Source organism: Shewanella sp. SM21, assembly GCF_025654335.1.
Classification (GTDB): Bacteria; Pseudomonadota; Gammaproteobacteria; order Enterobacterales; family Shewanellaceae; genus Shewanella; species Shewanella oncorhynchi.
The window spans coordinates 134406-151437 of the sequence record NZ_JAKKRL010000008.1; the positions used below are offsets into that span (position 1 = coordinate 134406).

Annotated in this window: 11 protein-coding genes; 8 read left to right on the forward strand and 3 right to left on the reverse strand. The window is 44.9% G+C overall.

The features are described from left to right. The first annotated feature begins 203 nt into the window (after positions 1-203). Both L5L94_RS12530 and L5L94_RS12535 read left to right on the forward strand, forming a co-directional pair. Entirely contained in the window at positions 204-4463 is a 4260-nt protein-coding gene (locus L5L94_RS12530) for an EAL domain-containing protein (protein WP_263163416.1), read from the forward strand. Positions 4464-4572: 109 nt separating this feature from the next. Further along, complete coding sequence (locus tag L5L94_RS12535) at positions 4573-4965, forward strand: hypothetical protein (RefSeq protein ID WP_263146195.1); 393 nt, start codon at positions 4573-4575, stop codon at positions 4963-4965. 392 nt (positions 4966-5357) lie between these two features. Here L5L94_RS12535 and L5L94_RS12540 read toward each other — a convergent pair whose 3' ends face one another. The 3 genes from L5L94_RS12540 to fadI form a co-directional block, all read right to left on the reverse strand. Then, positions 5358-5558, reverse strand: coding sequence for a hypothetical protein (locus tag L5L94_RS12540; protein WP_131525278.1), 201 nt, complete (start codon positions 5556-5558; stop codon positions 5358-5360). Between the two features lie 379 nt (positions 5559-5937). After that, entirely contained in the window at positions 5938-8058 is a 2121-nt protein-coding gene (gene fadJ, locus L5L94_RS12545) for a fatty acid oxidation complex subunit alpha FadJ (protein ID WP_263163418.1), read from the reverse strand. Between the two features lie 5 nt (positions 8059-8063). Beyond that, positions 8064-9374 (reverse strand): acetyl-CoA C-acyltransferase FadI, encoded by a 1311-nt coding sequence (gene fadI, locus L5L94_RS12550; RefSeq protein WP_263163420.1) that lies wholly within the window; start codon positions 9372-9374, stop codon positions 8064-8066. Positions 9375-9636: 262 nt separating this feature from the next. Between fadI and L5L94_RS12555 the strand changes: the two genes are divergently transcribed. From L5L94_RS12555 to L5L94_RS12580, 6 genes are read left to right on the forward strand one after another with little or no spacing between them, the layout of a single operon-like run. Next, the gene (locus tag L5L94_RS12555; RefSeq protein WP_028761051.1) at positions 9637-10593 is read left to right on the forward strand and encodes an AAA family ATPase; all 957 of its coding nucleotides are present in this window, start codon (positions 9637-9639) and stop codon (positions 10591-10593) included. Positions 10594-10617: 24 nt separating this feature from the next. Beyond that, positions 10618-11571 (forward strand): DUF58 domain-containing protein, encoded by a 954-nt coding sequence (locus L5L94_RS12560; protein WP_263163421.1) that lies wholly within the window; start codon positions 10618-10620, stop codon positions 11569-11571. 2 nt (positions 11572-11573) lie between these two features. Continuing rightward, entirely contained in the window at positions 11574-12218 is a 645-nt protein-coding gene (locus L5L94_RS12565) for a DUF4381 domain-containing protein (RefSeq protein WP_263163422.1), read from the forward strand. Beyond that, the gene (locus L5L94_RS12570) at positions 12212-13231 is read left to right on the forward strand and encodes a vWA domain-containing protein (RefSeq protein ID WP_263163424.1); all 1020 of its coding nucleotides are present in this window, start codon (positions 12212-12214) and stop codon (positions 13229-13231) included. Before L5L94_RS12565 ends, L5L94_RS12570 begins: the two co-directional genes overlap by 7 nt. Next, positions 13231-15246 (forward strand): VWA domain-containing protein, encoded by a 2016-nt coding sequence (locus tag L5L94_RS12575; RefSeq protein WP_263163425.1) that lies wholly within the window; start codon positions 13231-13233, stop codon positions 15244-15246. The genes L5L94_RS12570 and L5L94_RS12575 overlap by 1 nt, the downstream gene beginning before the upstream one ends. Continuing rightward, positions 15240-16961, forward strand: coding sequence for a BatD family protein (locus tag L5L94_RS12580; RefSeq protein WP_263163427.1), 1722 nt, complete (start codon positions 15240-15242; stop codon positions 16959-16961). Before L5L94_RS12575 ends, L5L94_RS12580 begins: the two co-directional genes overlap by 7 nt. Positions 16962-17032: the final 71 nt, after the last annotated feature.

Sequence of the window (17032 nt, forward strand, 5' to 3'; positions counted from 1 at the left end):
CGTATCTTTCGGTGTTGGGCGTAATCCTGATGTAAAACATGGCTAGCCCATGTTCTACCACTTCAGCACCGAACAATTTTACTGCATCTACATGCTGTTAAAAGGATTTTCTGCAGACTCCACTTTGACAAACCGCTCACTTTCTGGAAAAGTGATGTAACACAATTGTTTCATGGCATCCTCGGATAATAAGAACAAACACTATGCCTAAAGCACTCTTTAAAATCGTCTTGCTCGCTTTTTTTAGCTTGCATGCATTCGAAGACGTAAACGCATCTCCCTTTTCTGATAAATCTCCTATTATTCTCCAATCACAATCTTTTGGTGTCCCAGAAGGACTTTCCCAAAGCACTGTTACGTCTATCGTTCAAGACAATGATGGTTATATATGGATAGGAACATTTAATGGATTAAATCGATTTGATGGGAAAAACTTTAAGCATTTTTATGCTAATGATACCAGAACAGGCCTTCCCAGCTCTTTTATTAGAAGTTTACTTATTGATGATAAAGGCATTTTATATGTTGGAACCGATAGTGGCTTAGTCGTATATGATAAACTTCAAGAATCCTTTTCTCATTATGGACTGTCGGTAAAAAGCTCTCCTGTTTGGAGCCTCAACTCAAGTGATAAGAGTTTAATTGTTGGAACTAACAAAGCAATTATAGATATAAATAACAAAGAAAAAACATACGAACTTTCAAATAAAGGCCTAAGTGAAATCAAAAAAACGATAAAAGTAGGCGACGATTATTACATAAGAGATTATGCAGGTACGTTATTTAAGCTCACCCAGAATGAATTAAAAGAGATAGCTAAAAAAACAATTGATTTCGAGCAAGAAGATCACTCAACACTACTCATATCATTAAGTGATGGACTATATAAGTATAAGGACAATAAAATAGTAAAAATTGATCCGCGAGTATTTTTTCAACTCACGAAACACAAAAACACTATTTATGGTATCACTGATAAAAATATAGTTAATATTTCTAAAAATAGCATTGTAGGACTTCTAGCCACAGATAGCACAGATAAAACATCTTCATTTTTTGCAACCGAAGATATGTTTATACTAGGAAGTATTGATCAAGGCATCACTATTGTAAAAAAAGTAAATAATTTAGTGCAGAAAACCAACTTAACCACCGATAGCACATGGCATCTTACAAAAAACACTAAAGGCTTTCTGGTTTCATCTGACTCTGAAAAAATAAATCTTTTTGATGAAAATTTAAACCTAATCAAAAGTTTCAGCACTCATACTCAAGGATACAAATACGCAGTTCTAAGTGATGATGGACTTTATTTTGGTACTAATGCAGGGTTATTTTTACAGAAAGATGATTCATCCAGGTTGATTAGCAAAAATATAATATCATCACTCTCTATTAATGAAAATAGTTTAACAATTGCTGCTGGCACACCTGATGGGAAAGTTTTAATCATCAAAAATGGTGAAATTACTAACAGCATTGATACAAAAAAGAATGAGCCAATTTTTGACGTAGAGTTAACATCTGACAACCTAATATATATAGCCGGACAAGATGGACTGAAAAAATATGAAAATGGGTTATTAGAAAACTTAAACAATGAAATAACTTACAGCATCGAAAAAAGTGATAATGGCATTTACTTCGGAACATCAACGTCACTGATGCTTTATAATGATACCAGTAAAAAAATTTCGAGAATACTTTCTAACAATAAAGAGATCTACGCCATTGTAGATAATGATGGTTTTATAACAGCCTCATCACTAAGTGAAGTCATTATTTTTGAAAAAAACAGTAAAGTATCTTATACCTTAAAAACATCAAATGGGAGTCAATATGAGTACAATGCTCCCAATGGTATTAATATAAACGGTAACACTCTACTTGCGGGGATCAGTGGAATTAGTCTAGTATCACCTAAAGATGTTGTAAGCTATGTAAAGAAAAGCAAGGTAAATAAAACAGAAATATCAGATTTCTTAGTATTTAATATAGTTCAAAATCAAGAAAGTAACTATCTAATACAATCAATCGCAGCATCTAATAAAATATCATTGAAATACTCTGACTATCCATTTTCGTTCAATTTTATATCTCCCATGTCAGACGACTCATCAACTAACTACTACTATAGGATGTTTGGCCTTTCTGATATATGGATACCTGCAAATGGAACAAACTCAGCAACATATACAAACTTATCTCCAGGAAATTATACTTTTCAAGTTTATGCGGTTAACTCACTTTCCGGTGAAAAAGCAGCAACAAAAGAGCTTGCTGTCATTATAACACCTCCTTGGTGGTCATCATTTCAAGCAAAATCTATTTATGCTGCAATTGTATTATGTATCTCATATCTAGTAATAAAAACGGTGCTACGTCGTAGAGAAACACAAAGACAGATTGTACTCAGCGAAGAAAGATTAAAACTTTCCCTTTGGGGAAGTGGTGATGAAATGTGGGACTGGGATATAGAAACTGGCAACATTTTTCGCTCCAATATTTGGGGAGCACTTGAATTTCCCCGTGATGGACATCGTTCAGGAAAATCGGATGAAGAGAGTAATATACATCCTATGGATCAGGAACGTGTTCGTGAAGCGCTTAATAAGCATTTTTATGGTGAAACAGATCATTTTGAAGCCGCATATAGGGTAAAAGGCAAAGACGACAATTGGGTATGGATTTTAGACCGCGCCAAGATTGTAGAGCGGGATGACAAAGATAATGCCCTGCGAATGACTGGAACGATTAAAAATATTAGTCAATTTAAACAAAAAGAAGAGCAGCTGAAACTCTTTGAAAAAGCGATTGAAAATATTTCAGAAGGCATGTTTATCCTCGACAATGAATACCGTTTTGTCGAAGTCAACGAAGCTTGCTGCAAAATTTCATTACGTAACCGAAATGACTTTATTGGCAACTTACTCACATTTGATTTATATCCAGAAACCTTCTCCACCCAAATCAGAACCATGTTAAAACAGCAAGGTCGCTGGGCAAATGAAGTCGAAGCCGCCAGAGGAGATAACAGTCACTTCCATATGGAGCTCACTATCGATGCTATCTATGATGAGTTAGGCGAATTATCACACTATGTTGGTGTTTTTTCTGATATATCAAGACGTAAGCAGCAAGAAGAAGAGCTTAGAAAATTAACTAATAACGATCTCTTAACTGGACTGCCAAATCGCTCCAACTTACAAGTGACCTTAAGTAACCTAGTGAATCGAGAAATAGCTCATGCGCTTATGGTACTTGATCTTGATAATTTTAAACGTATTAATGACTCCTTAGGCCATCAAATTGGAGATGCATTATTAAAGCTCGTTGCTACCCGCATTAAGTCCTTACTTCCTAAAAATACCAGTATTTATCGTCTAGGCGGAGATGAATTCGCCATTGTATTAGACAAGGGTTCAGATATAAGCGCCAGCGCTGCGATTGCTAACCGTATTATTGAGGGATTAAAACCTGCATTTGACGTTAGCAATGAACAGCTAGTCCTAGGATTAAGTATTGGCATAGTGCTATTCCCAGAAGATGAGCAAAGCGAGCAAGCATTACTGAGAAAGGCTGACATTGCTATGTACCATGCTAAGTCAGCAGGAGGTAATTGCTACCAGTTTTATTCTGAGTCTTTAAACCAACATGCAATTAGGCAATTAGAAGTAGAAAATCTTATCCGTGAAGGCTTAAAAGATGATCTATTTGAAGTTTATTATCAACCTAAGGTTGATCTTAAAAGCGGTAAAATTGCAGGTATGGAGGCTTTAGTCAGATTAAATCATCCAGTACATGGCTTGATACCCCCAAATGATTTTATTCCGCTTGCTGAAGAAAACGGCTTAATTGTTGAAATTGGTGAAATAGTCTTACGCAAAGCCTGTTTCGCAGCACAGAAATGGCGTGAACAAGGCATATTCAGCGGCAGAGTCGCCGTCAATTTATCGTCACGTCAATTTGCACTGCCCGATATTCAACAGCGAATAGAGTCAATATTAAGACTCACTAAACTACCTGCATGTCATCTTGAATTAGAAATAACTGAAGGTACCGTCATTAAACAGCCGGAAACGGCTATTATTGTCATGCAGCAACTGGCTAAAATGGGCGTTAGTTTAGCACTCGATGATTTCGGCACTGGATACTCGTCCCTTTCATACTTAAAACGTTTCCCGATTCATACTTTAAAAATTGATAAAGCTTTTGTTGACGATATTGATAAGTCTGATCGCGATCTCAAAATGGTCGATTCTATTATCACTATCGCCCATAACATGGGGCTTTCTGTTGTAGGAGAAGGGGTAGAACAAGCTGCACAATTGAACATTTTACGGGCACTCAACTGCGAAGAAATTCAAGGCTATATTTTTAGTAAGGCCATAAAGGAGACCGAATTTACCTTGCTACTCCAAGAAGACATGATAAAGCTAAACACAAAAAGCAACATTACATAATCAATTTACTCTCAACTTGATTGCGACTTACAACATTGGCACAACAAGTGCAATAGCACTATCAGTGTCAATAATAAATCAATATCAACTACCCTGAGAGAGAATTAGAATGATGAAAGGAATCCTTGCCGCCGTTACTTTATTATCTTCAATTAGTTTTGCAGTAAATACTTATGCACTTGAAGATAGCACTAAATTAGAACCAGCAGCTAAGTCAATTACTTCAGAAGAACCTGCAGTTAAACTTGCTCCAGTAGAAGTAACTGGGCATCCATATGTGAAGTTTAAACCTTTTGAAATCGCTGGGCATCCTTATGTGAAGTTCAAACCTTTTGAAATCGCTGGGCATCCTTACGTGAAGTTTAAACCTTTTGAAATCGCTGGGCATCCTTACGTGAAGTTCAAACCTTTTGAAATCGCTGGGCATCCTTACGTGAAGTTCAAACCTCTCGAAGTCGCAGGACATCCTTACGTTAAATTTATTAACTCTGAAGTTGCATAACATTAATCAGGTTAAGGAGAGTGACTATGTTAAATTCAATCAAAAAAGCACTCGGTTTATCCAAGCCAGCGCGTAAAAAAGTTAAGTTGCCTGAAGGCTTGAATCACCTTGAAGTGATTTCAGCAAAAGGTTGGTGGAACTAATTTAAGTTCTGTAGCCATGAGTCTAACTCATGTACAGTGATAGTTAATTAAGTTAGCGCAGCTTAGAAACAATAAAGGGAGCATTGACTCCCTTTAGTTTTAAGTGAATATAAAAGTACTAAAGTCATGTAGTCATGTAGTCATGTAGTCATGTAGTCATGTAGTCATGTAGTCATGTAGTCATGTAGTCATGTAGTCATGTAGTCATGTAGTCATGTAGTCATGGAAATTACCTAACAAATTAATAAATTAGCTATTTAATATCCCTTCCTCACTACAACGGACTTTCCTCAAGGCTAAATGACTATGTGTCGTAAAGAGTGGATAAGCCAGAGGCCCGAGCACAAAACCCAGCAGCACCCAATGCTTAACAGTAAGACCTGCGGTAAATGCAGCCAAGCCAAAGTACCAAGCCGAGATTAATGCGATAAAGATAACCAGCAAAACCACAAACCACCTCTTTGAAAACAACTAAATAAATCATAAATGTAGAGAAATTAATTCCTCATTAAAATGCGGATGCTACTCGCGTAGTCTTGGTGATTGATGCACATGTTAAATACGTCGTTTTAACAGCAGGATAAAAAATTCTCCGCACTATGCATAAACGAGCAACACTCATTCATCGCTACGCTCTCAGTACAGAACAGGTAACACTGAACTCTCGATAAAGGGCTCAGATTATACAAGATCCACATCCCCAACATGAACATTTTTTAGGCAAAAACATGCCTTATGGCAATAAAAAAAGCGGCAATGATCTGCCGCTTTTTTGTTCAATTCCAATTTACTAAGACCTAGATTAACTATGACTTAAATTCACTGAAACTTAGAAAAAGTGCGCGTTTTCTTGAGCCATGGTTTTTAAACGCTCACAAGGCTCGAATCTGTTACCGAATTGACTTTGATAACCTTCAAGGATCTTCACTAAGTTCGCGGCGCCTAAAGTGTCAATATAATGGAATGGGCCACCGAGGAATGGCGGAAAGCCAATACCAAAAATGGCGCCAATATCACCGTCTCTTGGCGATGCAATAATACCATCATCTAAACAACGCACCGCTTCATTGAGCATTTGTACGACACAACGCTCGGCAACCGCTTTTGCGTCTTTATTGGTGCCAGGCTTAATGCCTAACACGCCATAAACACTCTCATCGACAGCTTTAGCTTTCTTGCTCGATGCGCCGTATTGATAAAAACCTTTGCCATTTTTACGGCCTTTACGATCGTCACCTAAAAGCTTGTCAAATGCCGCTGGCGCTTTAAAACGTTCACCCAATTCTTTCTCGAGGATCGGTGAAATTTTTGCGCCCACGTCGATACCCACTTCGTCGAGCAAAGTAATCGGTCCCACAGGGAAGCCAAATTTCACTAAAGCTTTATCCAAATGCTCAACACTTTGGCCTTCAAGTAGTAATTGCGCGGCCTCATTCATATACAGAGCCAGAATACGGTTCACGTAGAAACCCGCACCATCCTGCACCACTATCGGTGTTTTACCTTGCTTACGGGCAAATGCGACAGTAGTCGCAATGGTTTCTGGTGACGTTTTAGCATGGGCAATCACTTCCACCAGCGGCATTTTTTCCACTGGCGAGAAATAATGCAGACCAATCACATTTTCAGGACGCGTCGCCGCCTCAGCGATTTGGCTAATTGGCAAAGATGAGGTGTTTGACGCAAAAATCGTGTGCTCACCACACTCACGCTCAATGTCTTTCACCATTTGATGCTTAAGCGCTAAGTCTTCAAATACCGCTTCCACAACGATGTCGGCATCTTTAACGCCTTTATATTCAGTGGTTGTCGTCATCAGCGCCATTAAGTTATCACGGGCAGCAGGCGTCATATGGCGGCGCTTTACCCCTTTATCCAACAACTTATAAGCGTAGGCTAATGCATTGCTTAAACCTTTTTCGCTGATGTCTTTGACGCGAACGGGGATTTTAGCCTTAGTGGTAGTCACAGAGGCAATGCCTCCGCCCATTAAACCGCCACCTAAGATCACCGCTTTCTTCACTTTACGCGGCGTAGCACCCTCAGCGCCGGTTTCTTTCTTCATTTCTGTGGTGGCGAAGAAAATACTGCGCAGCGCTTCAGATTCTTTTGATACCACTAATTCGGCAAAGTGACTCGCTTCGACTTCTAGCCCTTTTTGCATCCCCTTCGCAATCCCTTGACGCACGCAGTCAATAATTTTGGCTGGTGCTGGATAATTACCTTGGGTTTTCTTTTCGACTTGTTTAGTCGCTTGATCGAAAATAATGTTACGACCAAAGCTCGTGCCTTCAAGTACTTGATTAACGAGTGACGTTTTAACAGGTTTCGGTGCACGTTTACCAGCAAGCGCCATCTCAACTGCGGTTTGCAGCAAAATGGTCTGCGGTACAACATCATTCACTAAGCCCATTTTCAAGGCTTGTTTAGGACGAATTTGTTTGCCGGTTAGCATCATATCTAAGGCGGTGGTAATACCGACTAAACGAGGCAAACGTTGAGTCCCACCGCCGCCAGGTAATAAGCCAAGTTGAACTTCCGGTACGCCGAGCATGGTTTTACCATCGTCGCTACATACCCTTTGATGACAAGCTAAGGCTAACTCTAAACCACCACCTAAACAGGCACCATGGATTGCCGCCACTACAGGAATTTTTAAGGCTTCTAACTCATTAAAAACCACATGCCCTTGCTGGGATAAGGCTTTGGCATCGCCAGCCGTTTTACAGGCATCGAGCATGGAAATATCCGCGCCCGCGACAAAAGAATCTTTTTTGCCCGAGATCAGCACGAGTCCACGAATATGAGGGTCGCTTTTAATCTCAGCCAGAATCTCACTGATTTCAGGGCCAAACTGTGCTTTTAGGGTGTTCATGGTTTCTCCAGGAACATCCATAGTCAAAATGGCAATGCCGTCGTCGCGGCGAGTTAAATTAAAGGTCTTTTCCATGCCGATTACTCCACTTCCACTATTATAGCCACACCCAAACCACCGGCCGCACAGGCCGTCGTTAAGCCAGTTCCACCACCACGGCGCTTAAGCTCACGACACACTTGGGTGATTAAACGGGTTCCCGTTGCCGCAAAAGGATGACCATAAGCGAGCGAGCCACCGAGCACGTTAAACTTGCTCATGTCGATTTCGCCAATCGCGCGGTTGCGGCCGAGTTTTTCTTCGGCAAATTTTTTCGAAGCAAACATCTGCATATTCGCTAATGTCTGCGCCGCAAAGGCTTCGTGCATTTCAATCAGAGTAAGATCTTCTAATTCCATTCCGGCACGTTTTAACGCCAGTGGCGTCGCGTAGGATGGCCCCATCAACATATCTTGCCACACATCAATGGCGCTAAAGGCGTAACTCTTAATGTAACCAATAGGTTGATAACCTAAGGCTTTGGCTCGACCTTCACTCATCAGGATAATCGCTGAGGCACCGTCCGTCAGTGGCGTACTATTGGCCGCCGTCACAGTACCATGTTGTTTGTCGAATGCAGGACGCAACTTAGCATATGACTCCAGTACCGAGTTTTCGCGGATATTGTTATCACGATCGATAAACTGCTTATACGGCGGTATATGCGCGACCATAACTTCGTCACGCAAATGGCCAGAAGCCCAAGTTTCACTCGCTAAGGTATGTGAGCGATGTGCTAAGGCATCTTGATCGGCGCGACTAATATTGTAGGTTTTTGCCATCTGCTCGGCGGTTTGTCCCATAGACAAGCCCGTTGAGTACTCGGCAACCGCAGGCGGCACAGGTAATAAATCCTTTATGCCTAAACGGCGGAAAATTTGTAATTTTTGCCCAAAGCTACGGGCTTTATTCAGATCGACTAACGCATGGGCTAATTTTTTCGACACACCGATAGGCAAGACAGAAGAAGAGTCGGCGCCGCCCGCAATACCGATTTCGATATTGCCTGTCATGATAGATTCAGCCACGTTTACGGCAGATTGAAAGCTAGTTGCACAGGCGCGAGTGACACTATAGGCATCGGTCGACACATTCATGCCAGTACCGAGTACGATTTCACGGGCAATGTTAGGTGCAGCCGGCATTTGCACGACTTGTCCATAGACTAATTGCTCAATCAGCTTAGGATCGAGTTCTGAGCGCGCCAATAATTCATTGACCACCATTTTGCCCATATCGAGCGCCGATACGCCGTGGAATGCCGTGGCTTGCTTTGCAAAGGGCGTTCTTAAACCCGCTACAATGGCGATACGTTCACCCTTGGCGTTCGTAACCTGTTGTCTATCACTCATTTGTCACCCTCTTTATGTGCGCAATCGCTGAGAGATTTCAGGCGGCGCTATCGATTTCCGTGTTTGACCCATTGTTTTACGGCGAAAAACGCCCAATAACAGGTCTGACCATTAAAGTGTGATCTGATTCTAACTTCTTGTCAGCAAGTTTTAAACACCTGTTTGTTTTTTTAACACTAGCCAAACCCTAAGGGAATTCTTTACCATAGCTGTTGTCTATAGCCCACACACGTATTTTCAACATAATAAAACGAGTAGCATCATGCCTTTGAGTCGCTTCCACGCATTACGCACTTACCTAAATAAGGTTGTTTTAGGGCAGCCAGTATTGACCGAAAATCTGCTCATTGCCTTAATTGCCAATGGCCACTTATTAGTTGAAGGACCACCGGGGCTGGCCAAGACCCGTGCGGTGAAAGCCTTATGTGACGGGGTTGAGGGCGATTTCCACCGCATTCAATTTACCCCAGATCTACTGCCCGCCGACTTAACCGGTACAGATATCTATCGCTCGCAAACTGGCACCTTCGAATTTGAAGCCGGACCGATTTTCCACAATTTAATCTTGGCGGACGAAATTAACCGTGCCCCAGCCAAAGTTCAGTCAGCCTTATTAGAAGCCATGGCCGAAGGTCAAGTCACAGTTGGTAAGCACAGCTATAAGCTACCGCCGCTGTTTTTAGTGATGGCCACCCAAAATCCATTAGAAAACGAAGGCACTTATCCCCTGCCAGAAGCACAGCTTGACCGTTTTTTAATGCACTTAAACCTTGATTACCCGAGCGGCGAGACTGAAATCGAAATTCTGCGTCAATCCCGTAAAGAAGCGCTGACCCACGAATTGCCAACCACTGAGCCGATTGCTCAGGCGGATGTGTTTGCCGCCCGTGACGAAGCCATGGAAATCTATCTCGCCGAGCCGCTCGAAAAGTACATAGTCGAAATCGTGATGGCGACCCGTGAGCCTTTACGTTACAGCGAAGACTTAGCTAAGTGGCTTGAGTACGGCGTCAGCCCACGCGCAACTATTTCATTAGAACGCTGTGCCCGCGCCCGCGCTTGGCTGCACGAGCGAGACTTTGTTTCACCGGAAGACATTCAAGCTGTTGCGCCAAATGTATTACGCCATAGACTCCTACTCAGCTACCAAGCACAGGCCGAAGGTGTCAGCCGCGATCACGTGATCAACCACATCTTAAGTCAAGTTGCAGTACCTTAACGGTGAAGATAAAGGTGAAATAAGATGAGTGACACAGCGCGACTCTCAGACTCGGCCGATGGCTTGCCGCTTTTTGCCGATGGCTTGCATTTAACCGAGCAAGAGCTGCTGGCGTGCCAAAATATCGCCCGTGCTATGCCTGAGCGTTATAGCCGTGCCCGCGCTAATTTAGCGGGCCATCGCAGCAGCTTAATCAAAGGCCGCGGTATGGAGTTTGCCGAGGTGCGCCACTACCAACAGGGCGACGATGTGCGCACCATTGATTGGCGCGTTACCGCTCGTACGGGCACAACTCACACTAAGTTATTTGTCGAAGAACGTGAGCGCCCTATTTTATTGTTAATCGACTTGAGCCAAAGCCTCTATTTTGGTTCGAGTTTATTGCTGCAATCAGTGCAAGCAGGACACCTTGCGACCACCTTAGGTTGGAATGCGATTAACCATGGCGATCGGCTCGGCGCCTTGATCGCCTGTGAGTCTGAGCATTTAGAGCTCAAACCCCGCAGCCGTCGTCAGGGCATATTGCAATTGGTCTCAGGCCTGCGCCGTGTACACGAAAATCAGCTCAATCATGTTGGCAGTGGCCAGCGCGATCCTGACCATATTCTGCGTGCCTGTCAGCGATTACAACGTATCGCCAAACCCGGCTCCTTAGTTTGGATAGTGACAGATGGCAGCCATTTTAGTCCCCAATGTATCGCGCCTCTCACCGAGCTTAAGCGTCATTGCGATGTGGGTGCCTATCTTATTACCGATCCTCTGCGTCAAGGTACACTGCCGTTACCACACAACTTTAATTTGCCGGTACGGGATGGGAATGAGGACTTAGTGCTTACCCGCCACAGTTATCAGGCTTGGCTCGACATTCAGTTGCGTCAGCAAAAGGACTTTATTGCCATGATGCAGCAACTGCGCGTTCGTACCCAGCTCATAGATGCGGGTGCTCCCCTAGCCCACCAATTGGAATTATTGCGTTAACTATGGATCCAGCAACAGTGAATTCAGAAATAGCAAATCCACAGGCAACAGTACCTATGCCTTCTACGGCGCCAAATCCAGCCCTTGCACAACTGCAGGATATTATTCATCCCGAACCGATCGGCGCTTGGTCTTGGGCAATCGGTTATTGGCTGGTTTTAGCACTTGTGATTGCCCTCATCACACTCTTAGTTATCTGGCTAAGAAAACGCGCCCGTGACTTTGCGCCGAAAAAAGCCGCTAAACAGTTACTCAATCAGCTCGATAAACAAGCGACGTCCTATGCCTCTGACATCAACAGCCTATTAAAGCGCACCGCCGTGAGTTACCTCAGCAGAGAAGCAATAGCCTCCTTAGATGGCGAAGCTTGGGCGGCTTGGTTAGACAGCTATTTACCCGAGCATAAACGCCAACATATCGGCCCTTTGCTAGCCAAACGCCATCAGGCTACGACATTGACCTTAGCTGAAGCCAATGAATTGCATCAACTCACACAGGCTTGGTTGGCATCGAAAGCAAAACTGAGTGCGCCTGAGCCGACTCTTGTTTTAGCTAAGGGCTACGTTCAAGCTAGTGGCGACGCTCAAGCTAAAAGCCAAGCGACAACCCAGCAAGCTGACACTGAAAAAGCGGAGGCACAATGTTAACAATTGCATGGCCTTGGCTATTGATATTATTGCCTTTACCTTTGATTTTTTGGCGCCAACACACATTACAAGTGGATGGTGGCCGGCTGCAATTACCCGGAATAAGCCAAACGGATAAACAAAGCTTAGCGGCCAACACGCGCCAGAGTCGCAAACGCTACTGGCTGATGTGGTGCCTGTTAGTGCTCGCTATTGCTCGTCCTCAATGGCTTGGTGAACCTATCGAACTGCCAAGCCAAGGCCGCGATTTGATGATGGCGGTGGATTTATCCGGCAGTATGCAGATTGAAGACATGGTGGTGAATGGCAAAACCGTCGACCGTTTCACTTTAATTCAGCACGTCGTCAGTGACTTTATCGAGCGCCGCAAGGGTGATCGTATCGGCTTGATCCTCTTTGCCGATCACGCCTATTTACAGGCGCCGCTCACTCAAGATAGACGTTCAGTGGCGCAATTTTTAAAAGAAGCACAAATTGGCTTAGTCGGTAAGCAAACCGCCATAGGTGAAGCCATAGCGCTGGCGGTAAAACGCTTCGATAAAATGGACGAGAGTAATAGAGTGTTGATTTTATTGACCGACGGTTCTAACAACGCGGGCAATATCGAACCAGAGCAAGCAGCGCAAATTGCCGCTAATCGTAAAGTTACCATTTATACGGTTGGTGTGGGCGCAGATGTGATGGAGCGCCGCACACTCTTTGGCCGCGAGCGGGTTAATCCTTCGATGGATCTGGATGAAAACCAACTTAAGCATATCGCCGACGTCACCCACGGCCGTTATTTTCGCGCCCGTAACAGCCAAGAGCTAGACCAGATTTACCAAGAAATCGATAAACTCGAACCTGTGAGTCGCGATCAGTTAAGCTATCGTCCGCAGGCAGATCTGTTCTACTGGCCGCTGGCACTGGCATTACTGACGAGTCTGTGGATTACCTTAGGTCAATTGCCACTCTTTGCAGCGCGCCGCGTTAAACCCTCTGTCGCAACCACTTCACAGGGGAACATCAAATAATGAGCCTACATTTTATTCGTCCCGAATGGCTACTCGCCCTAGTGCCGCTAGCCTTAGCCTTGTTGAGTTTATGGCGGCAACACGAAAGCCACAGCGCGTGGAACCGTTATATTGCGCCACACTTAGCCAAGATATTGGTCACCCAAGGCAATAAGAAATCCCGCCGTCCGTTACATTTATTAGCCTTAACTTGGTTGATTGCGACCTTGGCACTCGCCGGACCTGCCGTGAATAAACAATCCTTACCTGTGTTTGCCGCCGAGCAAGGCCGCGTACTGGTGATGGACATGTCCGTATCTATGTTCGCCACCGATCTTGCGCCGAATCGGTTAACCCAAGCTAAATTTAGGGCAACGGATCTGCTGCGTAATCTTAAAGAAGGTGAAACAGGTTTAGTCGCCTTTGCCGGCGATGCCTTTACTATCAGCCCATTAACCCGTGATACCGGCACATTACTCAATTTACTGCCGACGTTAAGTCCTGAGATCATGCCCGTTCGTGGTTCAAACTTAGCGGCAGGCTTGACCCAAGCCAAAACGCTACTGGCTCAGGGTGGCCATATTCGCGGTGATATTATCGTGATGACAGATGGCATCACAACAGCCCAGTTTGATGAGGCTAACTCGGCATTAAATGGCACCCAATATCGCCTCGCCGTCGTCGCTTTTGGCACCAGCCAAGGTGCGCCAATCCGTCTACCCGATGGACAATTACAACGCGACAGTAGCAACGAAGTCGTTGTGGCCAGCACTGATTTCGCTCTGCTGCAAAAACTGGCCGTGAATAACAAAGGCGTTCTGATCCAGAATCGCACCGACGGTAATGATCTCGCCCAATTACAGCAATGGTTAAGCGATGCTGGCGATGCGAAAGCCACAGATCTTGATGGTGAAACTTGGCAGGATCTCGGTCCTTACCTCGCCTTATTATTACTGCTACCCGCCCTTTTCAGCTTTAGACAAGGAATCGTGGCCAGTGTTGGATTTGTCACTCTCGCGGGCGGCATACTGATCGCGGCTGCGCCTCAGCCTGCCCATGCCAGTATGTGGGACAATGCCTGGGACAATGTGTGGAAAACCACAGATCAACAAGCGATGCAGGCCTATCAATCCCAAGATTACGCAAACGCCGCTAAGCAGTTTGAGTCGCCCCAATGGCGTGGCAGCGCCCAATATAAAGCTGGTGATTTTGCGCAAGCACTGAAAACCTTCGAGCAAGATAGTTCAGCCCATGGCCTCTACAATCAAGGCAATGCGTTGATGCAACTCGGTAAACCCGATAAGGCCAAGGAGCGCTATCAAGCCGCGCTTGAGAAACAAGCTGATTTCCCTGCGGCCAAGGCCAACCTTGAACTTGCTGAAAAGTTATTGCAGGAACAGCAACAACAGCAAGGTAAAAACGAGCAACAGGATAAGAACCAAGATCAACAAGGCGATCAGCAGTCTGGCGACCAACAATCCGGTGACCAAAAATCGCAGGATAAACAGCAATCTGACCAAGATAGCGCTCAGAAAAATAAACAAGATCAAGCGGGACAAGAGCCTCAGGATCAACAGGACGATGCCGACGCGGATCCAAGCCCTGAGCAGCAAAAAACGGATGAGCAACAGTCTGAGCAAGATAAGCAAAATGGCAATGCTCAGGATCAGCAGGATGAAGCCAAGCAGCAAAATGGCGAGCAGGATGCGCAGGAAAATGAGCCTGCAGACAATGAAGCTAAGATGCAAGCGCAGGCTAAAGCCGATGCTGAAGAGCAAAAGTCAGCTGAGCAAGAAAAGCAAAGCGTTGCTGCCAAAGAAGCTCCTGAGCAAAATGCGCAAGATAAACAAGAGGCTGCTATGAGTGAATCGGTAGAGGCACCGCCAACCAATAGCGAGCCACTGCCCGCAGAAATGCAGCGAGCACTGAGGGGCGTGAGTGAAGACCCGCAAGTGTTACTGCGCAACAAGATGCAGTTGGAATATCAAAAACGCCGTCAAAATGGCCAAATATCAAAGGATAACGAACAGTGGTGACGAGACAATTTTTTATCCTGCTACTCCTTGCCATCGGAGTGGCTCATCCCGCCTTTGCACTTAGCAAAATTGAGGCCTCGGTCGATCGCAACCCTGTGATGGAGGGCGAATACTTTGTGCTCAACATCAGTGTCGATGACGAGGTCGATACCGGTAAGCTAGACACATCCGCCCTACTGAAAGATTTTATTGTCGGCCGTACTAGCGTGAGCCGCAGCACGCAAATAATGAACTTCGATGCGGTCAAAGAAACCCGCTGGCAAGTACTGCTCGCGCCAAAACAACAAGGCCAGTTAACCATTCCAGCCTTTAGTATTGACGGTGTCAGCTCATCGCCTATTCCACTCAAAGTGGTCGAAACCGGTAGCCAGCCCGCGCAAATGAACAATCTGTTCATTGACGCCAAAGTCTCGACCGACGAAGCCTATGTTGGGCAGCTCATTACCTACAAGGTGAAACTCTATCTGGCGGTAGAATTACAAAGGGGCGTATTGAGTGCACCAGTGATCGAAGGCGCACAGATCAAACAAATCGGTGAAGATAGGGATGGTTCAGAGATAGTCGATGGCCGACGTTACCGCGTGATTGAACGCACCTATGGCATCATTCCCGATTTGCCCGGCCAAGTGAATATTAAAGGTGCAACCTTTGCTGGCGATGTGCTGGTAGAATCCCAACGCCGCGGCGGCATGTTTGGCTTTAATGAAAGCCGCCCAATGCAAGCAGGCGCGCCCTCACTGACAGTTCAAGTGAATCCCGCACCAACAAGCTTCCAAGGCCAATGGCTGGTTGCCGATTTAGTAGCGCTAAAAGAAAACTTCCCTGAGGATATTAAAAAGTTTACCGTCGGTAGCCCTATCACCCGCACTATTACGCTGTTGGCTTCCAATGCCGATGAAAATAGTCTGCCTGATATAGTGCAAACTCTGCCCGATGAACTCAAGTCATACCCAGAAAAACCCCAGCGGCAGACCTTTGTGCGCGATGCACAAATTGTTTCGCAGTACAGTATTACTTCGGCAATCGTTCCCAGCAAAGCGGGCACCTTTACCTTGCCCGAAATCAAAGTGCCTTGGTGGAATCCGCGCCTTAAACGTCAAGAAACTGCAACGCTGCCCGCACGTACCATAATCGTTGAAGGTGGTGCTGTCAGTGATACGCCAGCTCAACCAACATGGGAAACCAACTCCGCGGCCGATAAGGGCTGGTCTTGGCTAACCACTGTTTTTGCTGCGCTATGGCTGGTCACTCTAGTCGCTTGGATTATCACCTTAGTCGCTTGGCGCCGCGCCTTAAAAAATCAAACGGCCGCCCCAATTGCAGTAAACTCTTCAATCAGTTCAGCACAATCAGTGACTGCCTCCGGCTTGAAAGGATTAGAGCAAGCCTGCGCCAGTGGCGATGTAAGCAGAATTATGTTGCAATTGCAGCGATATTTCAGTGAGTTACAGCAAACGCCTATGACATTAGATAAGATTGCTGAGCAGTCACCACAACTGGCAGCAGCGATACAGCAACTGCAAATCAAAGCCTACAGTGCGAAGGCCGATAAGAGCCAGCATACTGACAGTGCTAATACGAGCAGTGCGAATTCTAACAATACAAATAGCCACTTAAGCGCCGAATGTACCGCCTTACTTAACGCGGTTAAGGCCTGTGAGCATAAACATTCAAACCCAAAATCAGCGCCATTAAGCCCACTAAATCCTAAATAAATGATGGGGTTAATGACAAAGAAGCGAGTGCTACCATGCTAAATATTCCGCCAAAAAGCCCAAAGATAAAA

Excerpts from the sequence above, each read along its gene's own strand:
- L5L94_RS12560 (WP_263163421.1), top strand. The coding sequence starts at position 10,618 with ATGAGTGACACAGCGCGACTCTCAGACTCGGCCGATGGCTTGCCGCTT.
- L5L94_RS12565 (WP_263163422.1), top strand. The coding sequence starts at position 11,574 with ATGGATCCAGCAACAGTGAATTCAGAAATAGCAAATCCACAGGCAACA.
- fadJ (WP_263163418.1), bottom strand. The coding sequence starts at position 8,058 with ATGGAAAAGACCTTTAATTTAACTCGCCGCGACGACGGCATTGCCATT.
- L5L94_RS12535 (WP_263146195.1), top strand. The coding sequence starts at position 4,573 with ATGATGAAAGGAATCCTTGCCGCCGTTACTTTATTATCTTCAATTAGT.
- fadI (WP_263163420.1), bottom strand. The coding sequence starts at position 9,374 with ATGAGTGATAGACAACAGGTTACGAACGCCAAGGGTGAACGTATCGCC.
- L5L94_RS12530 (WP_263163416.1), top strand. The coding sequence starts at position 204 with ATGCCTAAAGCACTCTTTAAAATCGTCTTGCTCGCTTTTTTTAGCTTG.
- L5L94_RS12570 (WP_263163424.1), top strand. The coding sequence starts at position 12,212 with ATGTTAACAATTGCATGGCCTTGGCTATTGATATTATTGCCTTTACCT.
- L5L94_RS12555 (WP_028761051.1), top strand. The coding sequence starts at position 9,637 with ATGCCTTTGAGTCGCTTCCACGCATTACGCACTTACCTAAATAAGGTT.
- L5L94_RS12575 (WP_263163425.1), top strand. The coding sequence starts at position 13,231 with ATGAGCCTACATTTTATTCGTCCCGAATGGCTACTCGCCCTAGTGCCG.